We start from the raw sequence: 21,421 nt of genomic DNA on the forward strand, positions 1-21,421 counted from the left end.
CATGGAAATAAAGTTTTGCCCGGTATGTGCAACATCATTGATAGAACGTGCAGATGAACAAGAAGCAGGCAAGCTCAGGCTGGCTTGCCCTGAAGGCCACTGGACCCATTGGGACAACCCCTTGCCTGTGCTGGCTGCCCTGGTCGAATTTGAAGGCAAAATACTGCTGGCCCGCAATGCAGCGTGGCCAGCAAATACCTTTGCCCTCATCACAGGATTCATGGAACGCGGTGAAACCCCCGAGCAGGGCGTGGCGCGCGAGCTCAAGGAAGAAACCAATCTCGATGCAGATGAAGTGACACTGATCGGCGTCTATGAATTCATTCGCAAGAATGAGCTCATCATTGCCTATCACGTCAAGGCGTCCGGCGAGGTGATACTGTCTCCGGAATTGCTGGAATACAGACTCATAGAGACTGAAAAACTCCGGCCCTGGAATGCTGGTACCGGTCACGCCATGGCAGACTGGATGCGCAAGCGTGGCCTGGAGCCAGTTTATCGTGAATGGGAAAGTAAATAAGTTTTTTTTGCAATGCAAACAAGGCTTGCAGTTTGGAATAAGAATTGGTGGCTAATTCATGCTGCGATGCAATTAAAAGGCAGTTTTACAATTGTTTTAATGAAATATCTGGATTTAGTAAGTCAACAGTAAGTTTAGTGACTAAGATAAGAGCAGTCGATATAAAAGAATAATTCTTTGTTCTGCACTATTTCAGTGCAGAAACTTTCTAAAATAATTGGTCTTTTGTTGTTAGTCTGTTGCGACGCACCATACGAATGAAAATTCCGGTAGAATTGGTGCATTAATTGTAGAGCTTATGTGCTTACTCAATTTGTATTACTGGGAAAATCATGCAATTCAATAAAGAACTGGATGCACGCGGACTGAACTGTCCTCTTCCAATTTTAAAAACCAAGAAGGCGCTGGCCGAAATGCTCACTGGTGAAGTGTTGCATGTGCTGGCGACTGATCCTGGTTCGGTAAGGGACTTCAAGGCCTTTTCCAAGCAAACCGGCAATGAGCTGTTGTCGCATCAGGAAAACAGCAAAGAGTTTGAGTACTTCATCAAACGCAAATAAGCCAAATAGTTTGTTCAGCTTGCTTACCCGCCGGCAAAGCAGCGCAAGAAAACCCGCACTCTGTTGCGGGTTTTTTCGTTTCTATATTTTAGTTTCTCTATAATTTCCCTGTTATTTGTCATTTATCTCCCATTTAAATATGACTTGAATTGGCCTTATATGCTTTCTTCGGCGTATTGGATTAGGCATTCTGCTCTAGTGGTAAAGTGGATTAAAAAGAACGCTCGTGCTAAATTGTGCAAAATCTTGATGTTTTCGTTTTATAATCAATGGAATTTACGTATACGTCAATTTGCAGGTGCGAAAGCGCAGTAATATAAGAGACTTGATTGAGTAACAGACCTGTAAGGTCATACTCAATGTAGAAGCTCTGCACGTTTTCTTTCTTGCAACCAAAATGATGGAACGTCAGGCAGCAAATTTTTTAGTATCAAGCTTTAACATTCGTATCAATTCGGTATTCCCCAATTAGCTCATAAAGGCAGAACTATGAAAGTCCTGGTACCAGTCAAACGCGTCGTCGATTACAACGTCAAAGTACGTGTTAAATCTGATGGCTCTGGCGTTGATATCGCCAACGTCAAAATGTCCATGAACCCATTTGATGAAATCGCTGTTGAAGAGGCGACTCGTTTGAAAGAAGCGGGCGTAGTGACAGAAGTTATCGCTGTTTCTTGTGGCGTGGCGCAATGCCAGGAAACCCTGCGTACTGCCATGGCGATTGGTGCTGACCGTGGCATCCTGGTCGAAAGCGATGCAGAACTGCAACCGCTGGCCGTCGCCAAATTGCTCAAGGCACTGGCTGATAAAGAGCAACCACAACTGATCATACTCGGCAAACAGGCAATTGATGATGACAGTAACCAGACTGGTCAGATGCTTGCAGCCCTGCTGGGTTGGCCACAGGCGACTTTCGCATCTAAAGTCACGGTTGCAGATGGTAAAGCCACAGTGACTCGTGAAGTAGACGGCGGCCTGGAAACATTGTCACTGACACTGCCAGCCATCATCACTACAGACTTGCGCTTGAATGAGCCACGTTATGTGACTTTGCCCAACATCATGAAGGCCAAGAAAAAACAATTGGACAACGTCAAGCCAGCAGACCTGGGTGTAGACGTTGCTTCCCGCGTCAAGACTCTGAAAGTAACTGAGCCAGCAAAACGCAGCGCCGGTATCAAAGTACCTGACGTGGCGACTCTGGTTGCCAAGCTGCGCAATGAAGCCAAGGTTATTGGCTGATAGTTTTCATAAAGACAGAATTTAAGAATAATTTTTGTTGCTGGGATATTGATCCTGACAACACATCAAGTGGAAGACATCATGACTACACTCGTCATCGCTGAACACGACAACGCTGGCCTCAAGGGCAGCACATTGAATACCGTAACTGCAGCTGCACAATGCGGCGCAGATGTGCACGTACTGGTTGCTGGCCACAACGCTGGCGCAGTAGCGCAAGCCGCAGCACAAATCGCTGGCGTCAGCAAAGTATTACATGCAGATGCAGCGCATTTTGCTGATGGCCTGGCGGAAAACATTGCTGAGCAGGTATTGGCAATCGCCTCTGGCTATAGCCATATCCTGGCACCGGCAACTGCCTATGGCAAAAACATTTTGCCACGCGTTGCTGCCAAGCTCGACGTATCGCAAATTTCTGAAATCACCAAGGTAGATAGCCCTGACACTTTCGAGCGTCCTATCTATGCTGGCAATGCCATCGCCACTGTGCAATCGACGGACGCGATCAAGGTCATCACTGTACGTACGACAGGTTTTGATGCTGCTGCCAATGGTGGTTCTGCTGCTGTGGAAACTGTTGCTGCTGTTGCTGACTCTGGCAAATCTGCTTTCGTTTCGCGCGAAGTGGCCAAGTCTGACCGTCCTGAGCTGACCGCTGCCAAAGTCATCGTTTCCGGAGGCCGTGGCATGGGTTCTGGCGACAACTTCAAGATTCTGGAACCGCTGGCTGACAAGCTGGGTGCAGCCATGGGTGCATCCCGCGCTGCGGTGGATGCTGGTTTTGTACCGAATGACTGGCAAGTTGGCCAAACAGGCAAAATCGTTGCTCCTACGCTGTATATCGCCGTGGGTATCTCTGGCGCGATCCAGCATCTGGCTGGTATGAAAGACTCCAAAACCATTGTCGCCATCAATAAAGATCCTGAAGCACCGATCTTCTCTGTTGCGGATTACGGCATTGTTGGCGATCTGTTTGATATCGTTCCACAATTGGTAGCTGAATTAGGTTAATAATCTATTGTAATTTGTTGGTCGCCACGGCGGCCTGATGGGGGCAGGTAAGCGGTTTATCGCATCATTCTGGCGATCTTCCTGACCTGCCCTTTTTCTTTTTTTGGATACAAAAATGAGCTATGTAGCCCCTGTCAAGGATATGCTGTTCCTCATCAATGAACTGGCTGGTCTGGCGGAAGTCAATGCCTTGCCTGGCTGTGAAGATGCAACCGCAGAAACCGTAGAAGCTGTGCTGGAAGAAAACGCCAAGTTTGCCGGCGAAGTTGTTGCGCCATTGAACTGGCCAGGCGATCAGGCACCAAGTTATTGGAAAGAGGGTGAAGTCTTCACCACCAAGGGCTTTAAAGAAGCCTTCAAGATGTTTGGTGAAGCAGGCTGGCAGGGTGTGCAGCATCCGCAAGAATTTGGCGGCCAGGGCTTGCCCAAGCTGGTGGCAACACCGTGTATAGAAATGCTTAATGCGGCCAGCATCTCGTTTGCCCTTTGCCCGCTGCTGACTGATGGCGCGATTGAAGCCTTGCTGACGGCAGGTAGCGACGAGCAAAAAGCTATTTACCTGGAAAACCTGATTTCTGGTAAATGGACAGGCACCATGAACTTGACCGAACCGCAAGCTGGTTCCGATCTGGCAATGGTACGCACCCGTGCCGTGCCGCAGGGCGATGGCACGTATAAAGTATTCGGCACCAAGATTTTCATCACCTATGGTGAACACGATATGGCGGAAAATATCGTCCACCTGGTGCTGGCACGCACGCCGGATGCACCAGAGGGCGTCAAAGGTATTTCCCTGTTCATCGTCCCTAAATTCCTGGTGAATGCTGATGGCAGCCTGGGTGCACGTAATGATGCGCATTGCGTATCGATAGAACACAAGCTCGGCATCAAGGCCAGTCCGACTGCGGTATTGCAATTCGGCGACAATGGTGGCGCGATAGGCACACTGGTTGGTGAAGAAAACCGTGGCCTCGAATACATGTTCATCATGATGAATGCAGCCCGCTTTGGCGTAGGCCTGCAAGGCATAGGCGTGGCAGAACGCGCTTACCAAAAGGCAGTGCAATACGCCAAAGACCGTGTGCAATCGCGTGACCTGGCAGGCTCCGCTGGCCCGGTTGCCATCATCAACCACCCTGATGTGCGCCGTATGCTGATGTCTATGCGTGCACAGACTGAAGGTGCCCGAGCACTGGCCTATGTGGCCGCTGGTATTAGCGACTTTGCACATCATCATGCAGATGCCGCAGTGCGCAAGGCCAGCCAGGCCAAATATGAATACCTGGTGCCTATCGTCAAAGGCTGGTCGACAGAAATGTCGCTGGATGTCACCTCTACTGGCGTGCAAGTGCATGGCGGCATGGGCTTCATCGAGGAAACCGGTGCTGCGCAACACTACCGCGATGCCAAGATTCTGACGATCTACGAAGGCACGACAGCTATCCAGGCGAATGACCTGGTCGGCCGCAAAACCTCACGCGATGGTGGTGCCACCGCCAATGCCTTCATCGCTGACATGCGCGCGACAGAAGCACAATTGTTAGCGATCGGTTCTGTCGACATGCTGGCGATACAGCGCCAACTGGCCGCAGGCACTGCCGCGCTGGAAGACGTGGTTGATTATGTTGTCACCAACTTCAAACAAGACATCAAAGGCGTGTTTGCAGGTAGCGTTTTGTATTTGAAACTGGCAGGTATCGTTTTCGGTGGCTGGCAAATGGCACGTGCTGCCATCATTGCTCAGCAAAAACTGGATGCAGGCGAGGGTGATGCCGCCTTCCTGAAAGCCAAGATAGCGACTGCACGTTACTTTGCTGACCATATCCTTTCAGCTGCGCAAGGCTTGCGTTCTGCCATCGTTGAAGGCAGTGCTGGTGTCATGGCCTTGCCTGAAGACCAGTTCTGATCTGCCAAAAGAATCTGCAACTCAGGAACTAGCTTGTATATGGAATGAAAAATACCTCCTGTTTATTCAGGAGGTATTTTTTTATCTCTATGAAAGTGGGCGGCGCAAGCACAGTTGTCCCCACAAGTTTTTCGGCACCGATGCTGGGTTGGCGATGCCCAGTTCTGTCTCGCGTATATCCTCTTGCGGCAAATGGCGGGTGCCAAACAAAATATCCCAGAAAATCATGGTAGCTGCATAGTTGGCGTTGGCCTGACGCATATCACGGGCATGATGCCAGCGATGTAATTCTGCCATGCTGAATACCCAATTCAAAGGCCCCAGCCGGAAATCGAAATTGGTGTGGGATAACATGGAGTGGGTTTTGCCTATTATCGCTACCATGAATATCACAGGCCCAGGCACGCCAAGTGCGACCAGCGGTAGCAACATCAAAAAACTGCTGACAAAGCTGTTGATGGGATGAAAACGAACAAAATTGAGCGAGTACATTCTGGTAGGCGCATGATGGATGGCGTGTATGTGCCATAGCCACCCACTGCTTTGATGGCTTAGGCGGTGATACCAGTATGGAAAAAAATCATGCACCAGCAAGGCCAGTATCACTTGTAATGCGATGTGAGCGCTTGTAGGCCAGAGAGTATGCGCGAACGACGAACTCAAATGCGTAGCAAGGCTCACACCCAACGACAGCGCCAGCGCCTCGGCAATAGCCAATACAGGTTGTGCAATCAAAAAGAAAATGCCGTCCTGGCGGTTTGCCCGCCAATTGCCATTCCAGGCTGGCATGAAAGGGTAGGCGCGTTCCAATGCAAATGCGATGCCGAAGACAGCGAAGAAAATCAGAGGTGTGAGTAATTGTTCCTTGCCAGGTGCATAACTGAAGTATGAGGTAGCCAGGACGAAGATGACAATTGCTGGGAAGGCCAGATAGCGCAGTATGCCACCACTTGATCGCATCTCTATTGAATTGACTCTCGGGTGATTTTCCAGTTCCATGTAAGTTCCTTTGATAATTAATTAATGCATATGTGCACATTAATGCACATAATTGGCTAAAAAAAATTACTCCAATAATTCAGGCGTGGCTACCTAACAGGCGCAACAATTGACGACACGTCTGACTTGCTGGCTCAGGTTGTCCAGCATCGTCAATATGCTTTTTCCATTCACTTCGTAATAGCGATGCCTGCCTTCCCGCGTGCTACTTACTATGCCACTCTCTTCCAGTAAGGAGAGGTGGCGGGAAATTACCGAGCGGTCCTGGCTGAAATGTTCTGCCAGTGTACTGATATCGGCGGGCCCCAGTTCAATGAGTTTGGACAGGATTTGTATGCGTACAGGTTCGCACAAGGCATTGAAAAAAGCCGTGTCTATCAGTTCAGCGAATTGTTGCGCTGCCTGCTGGCGTATCGAGAATGTTGAGGACATGAATGAATTATATGTGCATGTTGATGCACGTGTAAAGGATTTTGAGCATAGTTATGATTGTCGAATACGTTTAAAGGGCGACCGAATCAGACCTTGGCGTCAACATTGTCTGTAGCGCTTGTATTTTTGCCAGCTTGCCCCAGGCCTTTTGCTTGGCGATATGCCAAGTCAGCTTCTGCATCATGCTGGCGGTGATTTGTTTGGTCATGTAAATCCAGTTCTACCGGCTCTACTGCTGCAACAGCTTCTGGCGCTGTTACAGCATCAGCCTGTGCTTGCCGTGGTTTTTCCGCGGGTGTTTGTGGCAGGCCATCACGTAGGCGATAGGCAGCCACGGCGGCAGATATCAGGGGATTGACATTTGCCTGCGCATTTGTCGCCAGGACAGGTGCATTGTTGACCCTGACTTCGTTTTCCAGGACAACAGGCCTGGGTTGCGCCACCGGATTATTTGTCGTTGCCCTTTGAGTCGCCTCCGGTGAGCCTGTAGTCGCAAGAGGATTGTTGATGAGAATACCGTTGGTGTTGATGGCAATTGCAGAAGGCGCAGGTTGATTTTGTGTATTTGTTGCTTCTGTGGGCTTATTGCTGTTATTGAGTGCGGCCTGGGCTTTGGTCAATGCTGCCTCTGAAGCAGTGCTGCGATTTGTGTTGGCGGTGCTGCTCTGATTTAGTGTAGCTGCTGTACTCAGTTGTGCATTCGACGGCGTCAATTGATTAGCTGAATTTGCGATCTGCGCTTGCGTAGTTGTATCTGACTCATTGGCAGGTAAGGAGCTGCCCGCTACAACATTGGCATTCAAAGTCGGATTAGTCTGGTTTTGCGCGAACACATTTTCCTGCACACTGCTTGCGGTATTGGGTTCACCTGCGATTGTAGCCTGGGTATTGAGCAGGGATGCTGGTGTGCTAATATTATTGAGCAAATTGTCGGCCAGCGTTGTATCAGCATTGAGGAGGCTCTCTGATGTATTGACCTGCGTATTTGTCGCTGTGACCGTAGCTGCAGGCTCATCATTTGCTGTAGCGCTATTGGTAGCTCCAGCCTGAGTGCTTGTGGCCGTTTCTGTTTGGACTGCAGGACTTGCCTTAGCCGCCTGGATAGCGTTATTGGTGATATTAGCAGTGCTGCTGATCGCTGATTGCAAAGCTTCATTTGTCAGCATTTGCTGGAGCTGTACATCAGCATCGGCAGGCACTTGGTCATCTACTTCTACTGGCAGTACAGAATTATTGTTGACACTTGCGGGGTTTTCAGAAGTTGTAGTCTCCGAGGTGCGTGTAACATTCGAGTTGACTGAAGCAGGTGCGATAGTATCCGTTGCCTGATCCGCGCTTAAACTGGCTGCAATATTGCCTGAAGCCAAGTCTTGATTTTGTGCAAGAACATCGTTTTCAGCATTACCCAAAGCCTGTAACGCTTGCGTCAGCAAAGTCAGGGTTTCGCCAGGATTTTGTGCAAGTGCGCTTTGAAATTCAATGACGTCCAGCGTCAATGAACTGTCACTTCCCGGTGTGGGCGCTCTCTGTAAATTAATCCCTATTTTTGATAATTGCGCGAACAGGCTAGCTTCCGCTGCATTTGGTCTGGCGGCATTGAGCGCCTGTAGCAGGCTGTCATTGCTGGTGGGGATGAGCGGGTTCTCGGTGAGATTGGAATTGCTTGCCTGTAGCTGGTTAAAAGTATCAACAAATAGCGTGGCAATGGCGGTGATTTGCTCAATGTCAGCAGTGGTTTGGCTGACATCTGCTTTAGCTGTGATGTTTGTAGCGTTTGTTGTCTGAGCTGCAGATGCAGTCTGGGCGGCTTGTCTGCTTTGTAGTCGCGCCGTGCTATCCAGTAACTGGCCTAGTGTAGAAACATCGACAAGCACGCTGGTGCCACGAATCTCTTCCAGTTCACTTAGTTTGTTGCTGCTGATGGGTAAGACTGCATCATTGCTGACGTGATTAACTGCCAGCGTACTTTGCACTGATGTTGTTGTAACGGGTGTTGCAACAGCGCTGATAGGAGCGATAATCATGTGGACCTGCTTTCTGTACGCCAGACTGTCCGGCCAGTATGTGCTGATATTTGCCTGCACTCTGTGCGCTGGATCACGGATTGCATCATTATGCTCTATGGCAAAAAAATCCCCATAGTGTTTGGCTATGGGGATTTTCTGGAACCTGAAAACAAATTATTTCAATGGTGGAATTACTTGCGGCACCATGGGTTTAACTGGTTGCTCTTTGAGCTTTTTCTCCAGCAATTGTATGGCTGCTTCCAGTTGCTGGTCTTTGCCATTGAAGGTGGCGTGCGGCAGATTGTCGACTTCAACATCGGGTGATACACCCACGCCTTCGACCAGCCAGCGACCATCCATGCCAAACTGGGCATTTTCTGCGGCTCTGACCATACCATTGTCGGACAAAGAGTTACCGTCAGACAGCCAGACACCGGCACCCGCAGTACGCTTGCCGACCAGCGGCCCCAGCTTCAGCGCCTTGACACCTGCAGCAAAAGTTTCGCCGTCGGAATAAGTCAATTCATCGACCAGTACCACCAGGTGGCCGCGGAAGGTCTGCTGCATATTGGTGTACGGTGCAGAAGTCGGTGTCGCCCAGAAAGCCCAGGCTTTGCGCAAGAGTTTTTCTATGATCCAGCTATCGATGTTGCCGCCACGATTGCGGCGTACATCAATGATCAGGCCATCACGTTCTATATTGCTGTAGAACTCCCGTGCAAAACTATTGATGTCCTGCGCACCCATGGCACGCAAGTGCAGATAACCGATGCGGCCTTGCGAAACCTTGTTGACTTGTTCGCTGCGGCTTTGCTCCCAGTCGCCATAGCGCAGATTGGCATGCTTCATCATGCTGACAGGGGTGACGATGACGGCGCGGGCAGGCTGCTCACCACGTTTGACATGCATCAATACCTGCTTGTCGGCCTGATTGGTCAACAGATCGGATATGTCGCGCGCCTCCAGTACAGGGTGGCCATTGATGGCTGTGATGATATCGCCTTCTTTGATGTTCAGATCAGGTTGCGACAATGGCGTGCGTTCCGAAGGCAGTTCTGCTTCTGTCCGATAAATATGGTCAATACGATAGCCAGCCGTTGTGCGGCTCAATACCGCTCCCAGTGAAGCAGCCTGGCCTTCTGGCGGAGCACGGCGGATGTCTCCAGGGCGGGTTTGCGAATGCAGGGTGCTGACCTCACTGGCCATCAAGCCCAGTACGTCATTCAATTCTGTCCTGTCAGTAATGCGCTCAACCAGCGGGGCATATTTATTACGTACCTTGTTCCAGTCTACGCCGCGCATTTTGTCATCAAACAAATAATCCCTGTGCATGCGCCAGGCATCGGCATACATTTGCTGCCATTCCTGTTTGGGGCTGAGGAAAAAACTCCAGTCACTGATATTCACCTTGGCCTTGCTGATGTCGCCTGGTTGTTTGGCCCCGGCATCGACGATGTAGAAGTCGCCTGGCCCAGTCAGATTATGTGTTTGGTAAAACACATGTTTCATATCTGCAGACAAGTCGAACTGGCGTATATTGCTGGCAAAGGTTTCCGGCTGCGGTGATGTCTTGCTGATCGCCAGCGTCTTCAAGGTGGATTTACCATCTGTACCCTCTTGTTCAGTGAAGTAGATGCGTTTTTCATCTATCGCCAGGCTACGGTAATTGCCGTAGGCCAGTGGCACCTGGTAGAGCCTGTCAGCCAGACCGGCATACTGTATGACAGGCAGCGCTGGCTTGGACGATTTTTTGCTTTCTTCGGCCTTGTCTGCTGTATTGTCTGTCGCTTTGTCAGCCGACTTATCTGCCAACTTATCTGCAGATTTTTCTACTGTCTTGTCACTTGCCGCTGCTTTGCTCAACTCGTCGTCGGCCTTGAAGGGGAAGCGGTTACCGCTCTGCAATGCCAGTGCATACAAGCCCGTGCGTTTCTCGAAATGCGGTCCCATATTGCGGTCACCCCAGGGCGCGCGGTTGCTGACCTGGAAATTGCGTTCAGAGTAGAAATACAACCAGCGTCCGTCAGACGAGAATACTGGTGTATGTGAGTTGTATTTGTCGCTGGTGACAAACTGCAATTGTTTGCTGTCGAGTGAGTACAGGCCTATTTGCGGTCTTTGCAGTTTATTGTTTGCCCTGATGATGGCGATGGCCTTGCTGTCGGGTGACCAGATAACTTCTTCCTGTCTTTCAGCGCCCAGTTTGCCTGCATCATCAATGACCTGGTTGGATTTGGTCGCCAGATCCAGCAGCCACAGCCTGCCGCGTTTGTCGGTATGTGCCAGCCACTTGCCATCAGGGGAGGGGATGACCCGGTAGCGGTGTACATCACCATTACTACTCAAGACCTCTGGTTTAGCCAGACCATCTGCCGGAAATCTCCAGATTTCATTTTCGCCTGTGGTATCAACTATTGCATACACGGATTTACCATCGGGTGAAAACACCGCTTCACGGGCGCGAGCGTTTTCAGGTACCGGCAAGTCTATGCGTCTTTGCGGACCAGTGCCTGCAATCGTCAAGCGGCCGCGTGCAGTGAATAACAAGCGTTCTTCCTTACCGGCGATTGCTACATTGCTCAGATAATCCAGCGGGGATTTGATGAGGCGTTTGCGCTGCTGATCAAAATCGGATACCAGGTCTATATTCAGAGTCTGGTCTTTGGCACTGCTGATATCAAGCACATGCAAGTCTGCGCCGAGCTGATAGGCGATCTTGCCATCGCCAAGGCTGGGGTTGCGCACTTCCCACTCCTTGTGCTGAGTGAGGGCGCGGGTATCTGTGCCGTCTGGATTGGCACTCCAGATATTGTAGGCACCATTGCGGTCACTGATGAAATAGAGTTTGCCCTTCCACAGCATGGGGCGACGGTGATTGCTTTTGTCGTCGGCAAATAACTGCACAGCTTCAGTTTTGCCTTGCACATCATAGCGCCAGACTTGTGCGGTAGCACCACCGCGATATTGCTTGGCATTGTCATTCGTCATGTGCAGGCCAAAGCGGGTGAAGTACAGGTATTTGCCACTGTCATCCAGCACGGCTTCATTCGCATCGGCCACCGGGAACACCCTGCGTATCAGGGTTTGCGGATTGATCGCTGCCACGATGCGATGGGAGGCCGGGCCAGTGCTATTCAATGTGCTGACCAGCACTTCGCCACTGGCGGTCCAGCCCAGCACGCTTACCTGGTCATTCTCGAAACTGATGCGCTTGGGTACACCCCCTGTCATGGGCATGACATAGGCCTCTGCAGCACCTTCGTAGGTGGCAGAAAACGCTAGCCATTTACCGTCTTGCGAGATGGCGGGCAGCACTTCCGATGCCGGATGGCTGGTCAGTCTTTGCGCCTGGCCGCCATTGCTGGCTACTTTCCATAAATCACCCTCTGCGGTAAACACCACTGCATCGCCACGTATGCTGGGAAAGCGATAATAAGCAGGTGCGGCAAATGCTGAAGTCATCAGGCTGGTCAGGCTGAGTGCGAGGGTGAGTTTGGACAGTCTCATTTGTGGTCTCGAAATAGGAGGTGGATGTTTTTATGGTGAAGCTGGTTAAAAAATAAACAAATTCTGCATTGCCATTCTGCTCATCAATATGATAATAATGTCAGTCTGGTATTGCCTGAAAACAAAGCTTTATACATGGATTTGCAACAATCTGTAAGTGGCTTTTTTATGATGTGAGGGGAATACGTTTATATGCGGCTTTAAGCTTACATTTGGTAATAGCATGTATCTTGAATTGTTAAAAAATATGACGTAACCTGAGTGCTGTATTTCCGCATGGAAATTAATGACTTTCGAGCAGACCAGGAGTGCATCATGAGACAAGTCAGCTTGTGCAAAGTTCTTTTAATTTTGGGTATTTCTGCGGAAATTTCGACATCCTCAGCGCAGAATGTCACGTTTTCCATCGATACCCAGGCTGAGCGCAAAACCATCAGTCCGCTGATTTATGGCTATAACGCCTACGCCGATGGTACTAACCGTGCCGGCTGGGAAAATCAGGGTGGGCAAGCCAGTTTGCAAAGTCTGAACTTGCGCTCACGTCGCCTGGGTGGCAACAACATGACCAGTTATAACTGGGAAAATGGTGTCAGTAATTCAGGTAATGACTGGTGTCATTCCTCCAATGCGGGTGTCAGTGCCACTGCCGGGGCGGGTAATCCCAATTCTAACAATGGCCTGGCGTATTACGCACCCGGTGCCGCATTGCAGAGTTTCCAGGATCAGTCGCTGGTGTTGGGTACGTATTCTCTGTTGCAATTGCCAGCGGCTGGCAAATTACCCAAAGATATCGTCAATCTTTATCCTCCCTCAGGCTGTATGGGTTATCAGCTGTGGCAGAGTACGGCTGGGCCATCCAATGTTGATGCCGCGCGCTGGGTGAATATCGTTAATGACAAACCCGCGTCGGCTGGTGGTTTGAGCCTGGCTCCTGGCCTGAATGATGGTGTGGTCTATATAGACGAAGAGATCAATTTCATGGTGCAAAAGTATGGAGTGGCTTCTTCTGCGCAAGGCGTGAAAGGCTATGAAATCGATAATGAGCCTGATCTCTGGCATCATTGGACGACGCCCAGCGGTGAAAGTGGCACACATGCCAATCTGTATCCTGTTGTGACGACCGTGACTGATGTATTGCAAAAGAATATCAGTTTGGCGAAGACCATCAAGCGCATGGATGCCAGTGCTGAGACTTTTGGCCCGGCCATGAGCGGTTATCTGGGGTTGTTCAGCCTGTGGGCAGTGTGGGATGGATCCGCCTCGCATCAACCGACAGACTGGGCGCAATACAATGTCGAGCCTTATTACAGCAATAATACTGGTGACCGTTATCGCTATAACGGCATGGGCATGGCAAATGCCTATCTGGCGAAAATGAATCAGGCGTCGCAAAGTTCTGGTCGCCGTTTGCTGGATGTGTTTTCTTTTCATTACTATCCGCAAGCTGCCTACAATGCGACTGACCGGGTACAGGCTGCCCGTAGTCTGTGGGATGCCAGTTATGTAGAGCCAAGCTGGATCACCCAGACCGGCAACGGTTTTACAGATGGCCGTGCCTTGCAAATGCTGCCCAAGTTGCAACGCTCCATCAATGATTTTTATCCCGGCACCAAGTTGGCGGTGACTGAATATGATTTTGGCGGCAAGGGCGATATCACTGGTGCAATCGCCCAGGCTGATGCCTTGGGTGCATTTGGTAAACAGGGTGTTTATCTGGCGACTTATTTTGGTGATGCAGAGCAGTTCATCGCTGCCGGATTTAAAATCTATAGAAACTACGACGGCAATAAATCTGTATTTCCTGCCACTTCAGTCAAGGCTGTTTCCAGCAATAACACAAGCGCTGCTGTGTATGCAGCGGTCGATGTCAATGACCCCAATGTCATCCATGTTATTGCCATTAATCGACAGGCCAGCAATGTGTCCAGCAGCTTTCAGCTTAGCCATCCAGTGAACATGAAGTATGCCCAAGTCTGGGGTGTCAGTGGTAGCAGCAATGCCATTACCGTCAGAAGTGGTCTTAGTAATATTTCAAAAAATAAATTCAGCTATACCTTGCCAGCACGTTCTGTCCTGCATTTCGTATTGAAGCCCTGAGTCGTAAAGTAGCCACCAGCAGCCTGGTGGCTAGATCTAGTGCAGCTTATGCCTGTGTGACTTTCAGGATCAGCTTGCCATTGTTTTCGCCAGTAAACAGTTTCTGGAAAGTCGCAGGGAAATTTTCCAATCCATCAACGATATCTTCACGGCTTTTCAGTTTGCCAGACATGATCCAGCCACCCATGACCATAGCGGCTTCCATGGCGCGTGGATAAAAGTCAGACACCATGATGCCCTTCATCGTTGCACGTTTCACCATCAGGTTCAGGTAATTGGAAGGTCCCTTGATCGCCGTTGTATTGTTGTACTGGGATATCGCACCGCAGATGACGACGCGGGCACCAAAGGCCAGTTGCGCCAGGGCCGCATCCAGAATGTCGCCACCGACATTATCGAAATACACATCAATACCTTTAGGGCAATGCTGCTTCAGGGCAGCGCTGACATCTTCACTCTTGTAGTCGATGGCGGCATCAAAACCCAGTTCTTCTACCAGGTAACGGACTTTATCTGCACCGCCGGCGATACCGACGACACGCGCACCCTTGATCTTGGCGATCTGGCCGACGATGGTGCCAACCGCACCTGCTGCACCGGATATCACAACAGTATCACCTTCCTTGGGTTGGCCGACTTCCAGCAAGCCAAAGTAGGCGGTCATGCCTGGCATGCCCAGGGTACTCAGATACAGTGGCAGCGGCGCAAGTTTAGGATCAACCTTATGGATGCCATTACCGTCGGAATAGGCGTATTCCTGCATGCCCAATATGCCGCTGACATGCTCACCGACAGCGAATTTAGGATTGTTTGATTCAACTACCTGGCCAACAGCCAGGGCGCGCATGACTTCACCAATAGCAACTGGTGGCATATAAGAATTTTTACTTTCATTCATCCAGCCGCGCATGGCCGGGTCTAGCGAGATATACAGGTTTTTGATCAGTACTTCACCCGCTTGCAGAACACGCAATGGTTCCGTCACATGGTTGAAGTCGCTAGCTTTAACGCTGCCTTGTGGACGAGCTGCAAGTTTGAATTGAGAATTGATGGCGTTCATGTTTTTCCTTGTCGAGTGGTAAGACAGCAAAGCGCTGACCATGGAGAGCAGTATAGGACGCTTATTGTTGCCTGATAAGGCTGAGATATTGCATAATATTGTTGTCGAAAACAGGACAATAAAAGAGTTACTCTATGCTGAATCCACAACACCTAGCCGCATTTGCCACCATCATCCGCGCTGGCAGCATCAGCAAGGCTGCAGCCCAGCTTGGTTGCGGCAAGTCCTTGCTGTCACGACAACTGGCGAAACTGGAGCAGGATCTGGGTGCGCGCCTGATACAGCGCTCCACCCGCAAGCTGACGCTGACTGAGATCGGTGAACAAGTCTTGCATGAAGCCCAGCGCATCGATACCGCGCTGGCCAACATAGAACAAATGGCAGGCCAGCATCAGCAAGAAGTCAAAGGGCGCTTGCGTGTTACCTGCCCCATGCCTGCAGTCGCAAGACTGGTGCCGGTCATGACTGAATTTTGCAGGCGTTATCCGCAAATTGATTTTGCCCTGCAAGTAGAAGACAAGCTGGTGGATCTGATCGCCGGGCAAATCGACGTCGCCATCCGGGTGGCTCATCTGGATGACTCCAACCTGATTGCACGTAAGCTGGTGGACAGTCAGCGTATACTCTGCGCTGCGCCTGCCTATCTAGAAAATGCAGGTCATCCTGTTATGGCAGAAGATCTGGAGCGGCATGCCTGCCTGTTGTATATCAACGCAGCTGGCAGGGCCAATGATGAATGGACTTTGTTGCAAGATGGAGAAATGAAAAAAGTCAGAGTGAGCAGCCACTTTCAATCAAATAATGGACTGGCTCTGGTGGTAGCCGCCTGTTCGGGCGCAGGAATCTTGTTGATCGACAGGCTGATCGTCAGCAAGCAGCTGAAGAGTGGGGAATTGGTGTCTGTGCTGGACAATTATCAATTGCCCAGCGGTTCACCTGTGTATGCAGTTTACCCAGCGCGTGACTGGCTGGCATTGAAGACGGCCACTTTCGTGGCCTTCTTGCAGGAGAGGTTATTTACTGGCGTCTGATTTCTTTACTTCTGCGATCACGATACGCAGCATGCTGATCAACTGATCAATCTCGTCCTTTGTCACGTTCAATGCAGGCATGAAGCGTAGCAAGTCAGGGCGAGGTGAGTTGATGAGCAAACCAACTGGTTCCATATCGCGTGCAACTTCCACCAGTTTGCCACCAATGTTCTCGCCCAGCTTCAGTGCGCGCAGCAAACCAAAACCACGTTCGCCTTGCATGCCGAATTCTTCAGACAGTTTTTCCAGTTGCTGACTCAGGTATTCCGCTTTTTCCTGAACTGATGCCAGGAAGCCTGGCTTGGTCAGTTCCTTGAATACGGCAATGCCGACAGCCGCCATCAAAGGAGCACCGTTGTAAGTGCCGCCCTGGTCGCCAGGGACAAAGCAGGCCACTTCTTCACGGCACAGCAGGGCACCCAGAGGTACGCCACCGCCTATGCCTTTGGCCAGCGTCATGATGTCGGGTTCTATGTTTGACAATTGATAGCCAAACAATTCACCGGTACGCCCCATGCCAGTCTGGACTTCATCGACGATGAGCAACAGTCCATGCTTCTTCGTCAACTCACGCAGGGCTTGCATGAACTCAGGGCTGGCAGGAATCACGCCGCCTTCGCCTTGCACAGGCTCCAGCATGACGCCGACGGTTTTGTCGGTGATCAGTTTTTCTACTGACGCGATATCGTTCAAGTCTGCCTTGGGGAAGCCACTGACTTGCGGGGCAAAAATCGTGTCCCAGCCGGGTTTGCCGGATGCTGACATCATCGCCAGGGTGCGGCCATGAAAGCCATGGTCAAAGGTAATGATTTCAAAGGCACCGTTCTTGTTCAACTGGCCCCATTTGCGCGCCAATTTGACTGCGCCTTCATTGGCTTCAGCACCACTGTTGGTGAAAAATACGCGGTCAAAGCAAGAGTTTTTGGTCAGCAGATCAGCAAACTCCACCATGGGGGCGTTGTAGAAAGCCGGGGATGGGTTCAGCAATTTTTTAGATTGCGTGACGAGTGCATCATGAATCACGTCAGGGCAATGGCCCAGGCAATTGACAGCCCAGCCTTGCAGATAATCCAGATATCGCTTGCCCTTGTGATCAGTCAAGTACATGCCCTTGCCTTCAACGAACACGAGTTCGGGGCGTGGGGTGATGTACATCAGGGAATTTACGTTGTACTGACTGAATTCCATTTCAAGACTCCTAAGGTCGTTACAGTGGGTGGGGAAGATAAAAATTCAAGGTAAAAAAAAGCCACAGGGATAAACCTGTGGCTGGATATTCGTGGTGCAGCTTTTTACGCGCACGCTCACTCCTACATCGGCCCAGGCTCGCTAAGCGAGTCGCGACGTCGTGCAATATTTGGTGAGGACATGTCAGTAAAAATTTTCATAAAACGGATAGTAGGACTTTTTGCGCACTGCGTCAAAATAATTTTGCGGTTTATCCATTAAGCGACTTGTTTCAATTGGTTCGTCAATGTCAATACTGGCTGAGGCTCAGATTAGTCATAAGAGAATCGTCATATCCAAGCGATCCCAGCCATTCGCCTAAAAAGAGAGTAAAAAATAGATCTATTCAAATTTGAATAATAGACATGTAGGTATGTTCATTGTAAATGTATTTCAAGTGATTGAAGATAGCGTTCATCAATTATTTGATCCTTCTTTTAACTATTCTAATCACTTTGATATTTGGAAAGACAATGAGGCAGAACAGTATTTTGTTTTCATCGGCAAGTGAACTAGCCGAAAATATAAGATCAGGAAAACTGAGTTCTTATGAGGTAGTCAATGCTTTTTTTGAGCATATTGAGAAGTACGATCACACCTACAATGCTGTGGTGACGCGCAATAAAACGGAAGCATTAAAAAGAGCCAAAGAAGCTGATATTGCAATATCAAAAGGTGAAATCTGGGGGCAACTTCATGGCGTTCCGATCACAATCAAAGACAATTATCAGACAAAAGGACTGCGGACAACTGCCGGACATCGACTGCTCCAGGATAACGTACCTGATCATGACGCGGAAATTGTCAAATTGCTGAAAGCATCAGGTGCAATCATTATCGGTAAGACGAACCTGTCGGTTCTGGCAATGGATATGCAATCTGATAATCCTATTTTCGGAAAAACAAATAACCCATGGGATACCACCAAAACCAGCGGAGGAAGTAGCGGAGGCTGTGCAACTGCGTTAGCTACTGGGATGACACCTTTGAGTTTTGGTAACGATTTGGCAGGTTCAATTCGACTTCCAGCATCGTACTGCGGCGTATACGGGTTCAAGCCATCTTTTGGAACGGTTTCTCTCAAGGGAATACAAATGGATCCTGAAGAAAAAGTAGATGGATTAAAATCCCTTGCAGTTGCTGGCCCACTTGCAAGAAATATTGATGACCTTGAGTTGGCAATGAACATTATTGCTCAGACGACATCTGAGGATAGAAGGCTCACCCCATTAAGCAAGAGCACAGTTAACACTGATATAGAAAATTTAAGAATTGCCTGGACTGATGAATTTGGTGGCGTGGGTGTTGATCATGAGATCAAACTGAAAATACAGGAATATGTTTCTAAACTGCAGAAGGCTGGAGCCACCGTTGTAAAAGCATGCCCTGAAATAGATTTCTATTTGGCATGGAAAACATGGGGCAGTTTTGTCGGCATGCAAGGTGGATATAACAAGTCAAATTTTATCAAGTGGCTGGGTTTGCCATTCACAAAAGGTGTACTCAAGAATGTTCCCATGCACCAAAATATTGTTCAGCCAACTTCAGTTGAAAAATACATGGTGGCCATTAGTATCCAGGATAAGCTGATCAACATGATGGAAAATTTCTTGAGTACCTATGATGTTTTCATTTGTCCGGTGAGTGCAGGGACCGCCTTTGATCATCATGCTCCAAGCAAATCCTATGGAAATTTCAGCATCTATAACAAGCCTATAAAAGTAAATGGACTAGATATTCACTATTACATGGCAACACAGGCTTATACGACACCTTTTACACTAACGGAAAACCCCGTTTTGGCGATGCCGTTAGGATTAAGTGGCCAACAGTTGCCCATCGGCATTCAGCTGGTTGGAAAAAAGTACGAGGACTTTAAATTGCTACAAATTGGGAAAAGTCTAGACAAGTACCTAGATAGACTTGAATACCCATTAGACAAGAATTGTAGCAGGGAGAAAAACAACCCTGGGCCTTAAAGTATGCAGAGATTGGGCCGGACTACCTCGATCTTGTCAGCTGACACGTTATACAGGATGAGCAAAGGGTAAAATGAGGTGGAATGAACACATCATGATATTAATGCGGAGTAAGAATTCATGAAGGGATTTTTAATAGTTATTGCGAGCATGTTCGGCTGGTTTGGTTTAGCCGTTTTATTGGTTATTGGCATCAAAAATTTGGTTACCTTGCAGATGAAGTCTTACTTCTTTGGTGTGCCGATGCTTGCCATTTGTGTGCTGGCTTTTTGGTCGTTTTATAGTGCATACAAGAAAAGTCGCGAAGCTGGCGCGTCATCTATATCCCAGTTGTATGACGTTCTCGCTTTTCGCTTTTGCATGACACCTTTGATGGTTTATGCTTGCCTCATGGTTCCCATGTTTTTCATCTAGGCCACCTCTGATCAAGTCTAAAATCGTAAAATTAATTCTTGAAAAATCAATGACTTACGAATGGCGAACCGGACTTAATCAGAGGTTTCCTAGATATTGATCGGAGGATATGATTGCCTGAAGTCTGCGCTTATCCACACGCTGACGCATCACCCAACGAGTCCCTCGTTCACAGCGACACTCTCCACTTCGTCATTCCCGCGACTTTCAATCGAAATTCGCTGATCAACCTCATGCTTTGTACTTTGTGAATGTGGCCTATCAAGCTCTGCATGGATACCCACTTGCGTGGGTATGACGACTTTAAGGGTACAGAGGCTTGATGGGCACGGCGGTTACTAGGCAGATGAGGTTTTACCGTGAAAGAGAAGATTGCAAATACTTCCTTGGTTTTAAGTGATAGCAAGGTCCGCTGCCGAGGTAAACGAATCTGCATAAAATTCGTCTGCTGGTAACAGACACTGTCCCGTAAAATCACGCTTGGCCGAATCTACAACGATAGGGGCGCCGCAGGCATAGACTTGATAGCCAGACAAATCTGAATGATCAGCTATCACTGCTTGATGCACAAAACCGCTACGGCCATTCCATTCATCTTCAGGCAATGCATCAGACACCACAGGAATATAGTTAAAGCCCGGTATCTGCTTCTCCCATTCCTTGCACAAAGCATGCATATACAAGTCAGCAGGGCGGCGGCCACCCCAGTACAGGCTGACGGGGCGCTTGGATTCTAAATGGATCAAATGCTCAACCAGCGCCTTGATAGGGGCAAAGCCAGTGCCGGAAGCCAACAGGATGATGGGCTTCTCACTATCTTCACGTAGGAAGAAAGTGCCTTGCGGACCTTCAAAGCGCAGGATGTCACGTTCCTTCAAAGTGGAAAACACCTGGTCGGTGAACAGGCCACCCGCCATATGGCGAACATGTAAAGTAATGTGTTCATCCAGATGGGGGGCATTTGCCATGCTATAGCTGCGGCGCTTGCCGTCCCTGAGAAGGAATTCTATATATTGGCCAGCGCGGTATTGCAGGCGTTCATTGGCAGGCAATTGCAGGGCGATGAGCATAACATCGTGCGACAGTTTTTCCAGTTTTGCAATGCGGCTAGGCATTTTCTTGACCGGGTAATCGCCATCTGCGACGATTTCGCGGGCTTCTATGGTCAGGTCTGATTGTGGTTTGGCACAGCAAAACAGGGACATGCCCTGAGTTTCTTCCAACTCAGTCAGGGCGCGTTGCTGGTGCGGACCATGTTGCACAGTTCCACTTGCTATCTTGCCTTTGCAAGAACCACATGCACCATTTTTGCAACCATATGGCAAGATGACGCCTGCGCGCAGAGCTGCCGACAATACGGTTTCATCTTCTTCACAGCTAAATTGACGGCCACTGGGAGTGACGCTTACTTGAAAAGTCATACTATCCTG

At 49.4% G+C, this 21,421-nt stretch carries 16 protein-coding genes; 9 read left to right on the top strand and 7 right to left on the bottom strand.

Going from position 1 to position 21,421, the window contains the following annotated elements; genetic code table 11:
- Position 1 precedes the first annotated feature (1 nt).
- The 5 genes from Q8K39_RS18200 to Q8K39_RS18220 all read left to right on the top strand — a co-directional run bounded on the left by Q8K39_RS18200 (position 2) and on the right by Q8K39_RS18220 (position 5,239).
- Positions 2 to 520 carry an NUDIX domain-containing protein gene (locus Q8K39_RS18200; RefSeq protein ID WP_305262433.1) on the top strand — a complete coding sequence of 173 codons (519 nt, stop codon included), beginning with the start codon at positions 2 to 4 and terminating at the stop codon, positions 518 to 520.
- 332 nt (positions 521 to 852) lie between these two features.
- Positions 853 to 1,080: a sulfurtransferase TusA family protein gene (locus Q8K39_RS18205; RefSeq protein ID WP_110257077.1), complete on the top strand. Its 228-nt coding sequence runs from the start codon at positions 853 to 855 to the stop codon at positions 1,078 to 1,080.
- Positions 1,081 to 1,569: 489 nt separating this feature from the next.
- Positions 1,570 to 2,322, top strand: coding sequence for an electron transfer flavoprotein subunit beta/FixA family protein (locus tag Q8K39_RS18210; RefSeq protein ID WP_186953019.1), 753 nt, complete (start codon positions 1,570 to 1,572; stop codon positions 2,320 to 2,322).
- Positions 2,323 to 2,403: 81 nt separating this feature from the next.
- Complete coding sequence (locus tag Q8K39_RS18215; RefSeq protein ID WP_305262436.1) at positions 2,404 to 3,333, top strand: electron transfer flavoprotein subunit alpha/FixB family protein; 930 nt, start codon at positions 2,404 to 2,406, stop codon at positions 3,331 to 3,333.
- A gap of 115 nt (positions 3,334 to 3,448) precedes the next feature.
- Positions 3,449 to 5,239 (top strand): acyl-CoA dehydrogenase, encoded by a 1,791-nt coding sequence (locus tag Q8K39_RS18220; RefSeq protein WP_305262438.1) that lies wholly within the window; start codon positions 3,449 to 3,451, stop codon positions 5,237 to 5,239.
- An 87-nt stretch (positions 5,240 to 5,326) separates the two neighbouring features.
- Here the strand turns inward: Q8K39_RS18220 and Q8K39_RS18225 are convergent, their stop codons facing one another.
- From Q8K39_RS18225 to Q8K39_RS18240, 4 genes are all read right to left on the bottom strand, one after another.
- A complete protein-coding gene (locus tag Q8K39_RS18225) occupies positions 5,327 to 6,238 on the bottom strand; it encodes a sterol desaturase family protein (protein WP_305262440.1) in 912 nt (303 codons plus the stop codon).
- 93 nt (positions 6,239 to 6,331) lie between these two features.
- Positions 6,332 to 6,670: a helix-turn-helix transcriptional regulator gene (locus Q8K39_RS18230; RefSeq protein WP_305262442.1), complete on the bottom strand. Its 339-nt coding sequence runs from the start codon at positions 6,668 to 6,670 to the stop codon at positions 6,332 to 6,334.
- A gap of 86 nt (positions 6,671 to 6,756) precedes the next feature.
- Positions 6,757 to 8,694 (bottom strand): hypothetical protein, encoded by a 1,938-nt coding sequence (locus Q8K39_RS18235; protein WP_305262443.1) that lies wholly within the window; start codon positions 8,692 to 8,694, stop codon positions 6,757 to 6,759.
- A 156-nt stretch (positions 8,695 to 8,850) separates the two neighbouring features.
- Complete coding sequence (locus Q8K39_RS18240) at positions 8,851 to 12,183, bottom strand: S41 family peptidase (protein WP_305262445.1); 3,333 nt, start codon at positions 12,181 to 12,183, stop codon at positions 8,851 to 8,853.
- Between the two features lie 315 nt (positions 12,184 to 12,498).
- On the opposite strand from Q8K39_RS18240, the gene Q8K39_RS18245 reads away from it, so the two are divergent.
- Positions 12,499 to 14,280, top strand: coding sequence for a glycoside hydrolase family 44 protein (locus Q8K39_RS18245; RefSeq protein ID WP_305262447.1), 1,782 nt, complete (start codon positions 12,499 to 12,501; stop codon positions 14,278 to 14,280).
- Between the two features lie 46 nt (positions 14,281 to 14,326).
- Here the strand turns inward: Q8K39_RS18245 and Q8K39_RS18250 are convergent, their stop codons facing one another.
- Positions 14,327 to 15,340 carry an NADP-dependent oxidoreductase gene (locus Q8K39_RS18250; protein ID WP_305262448.1) on the bottom strand — a complete coding sequence of 338 codons (1,014 nt, stop codon included), beginning with the start codon at positions 15,338 to 15,340 and terminating at the stop codon, positions 14,327 to 14,329.
- Positions 15,341 to 15,474: 134 nt separating this feature from the next.
- Between Q8K39_RS18250 and Q8K39_RS18255 the strand changes: the two genes are divergently transcribed.
- Positions 15,475 to 16,371: a LysR family transcriptional regulator gene (locus Q8K39_RS18255; RefSeq protein WP_305262449.1), complete on the top strand. Its 897-nt coding sequence runs from the start codon at positions 15,475 to 15,477 to the stop codon at positions 16,369 to 16,371.
- Here Q8K39_RS18255 and Q8K39_RS18260 read toward each other — a convergent pair.
- Positions 16,354 to 17,559 (bottom strand): acetylornithine transaminase, encoded by a 1,206-nt coding sequence (locus Q8K39_RS18260; protein ID WP_305262451.1) that lies wholly within the window; start codon positions 17,557 to 17,559, stop codon positions 16,354 to 16,356. The two genes, Q8K39_RS18255 and Q8K39_RS18260, sit on opposite strands and share 18 nt — an antisense overlap.
- 512 nt (positions 17,560 to 18,071) lie before the next feature.
- Between Q8K39_RS18260 and Q8K39_RS18265 the strand changes: the two genes are divergently transcribed.
- Together Q8K39_RS18265 and Q8K39_RS18270 are read left to right on the top strand one after the other, a co-directional pair.
- The gene (locus Q8K39_RS18265) at positions 18,072 to 19,577 is read left to right on the top strand and encodes an amidase (RefSeq protein WP_305262453.1); all 1,506 of its coding nucleotides are present in this window, start codon (positions 18,072 to 18,074) and stop codon (positions 19,575 to 19,577) included.
- A gap of 120 nt (positions 19,578 to 19,697) precedes the next feature.
- Entirely contained in the window at positions 19,698 to 19,991 is a 294-nt protein-coding gene (locus tag Q8K39_RS18270) for a hypothetical protein (protein ID WP_305262455.1), read from the top strand.
- 392 nt (positions 19,992 to 20,383) lie between these two features.
- On the opposite strand, the gene Q8K39_RS18275 is transcribed toward Q8K39_RS18270, so the two are convergent.
- A complete protein-coding gene (locus Q8K39_RS18275) occupies positions 20,384 to 21,412 on the bottom strand; it encodes a CDP-6-deoxy-delta-3,4-glucoseen reductase (protein WP_305262457.1) in 1,029 nt (342 codons plus the stop codon).
- Positions 21,413 to 21,421: the final 9 nt, after the last annotated feature.

This window comes from Undibacterium sp. (genome assembly GCF_030683615.1).
Lineage (GTDB): Bacteria > Pseudomonadota > Gammaproteobacteria > Burkholderiales > Burkholderiaceae_D > Undibacterium > Undibacterium umbellatum.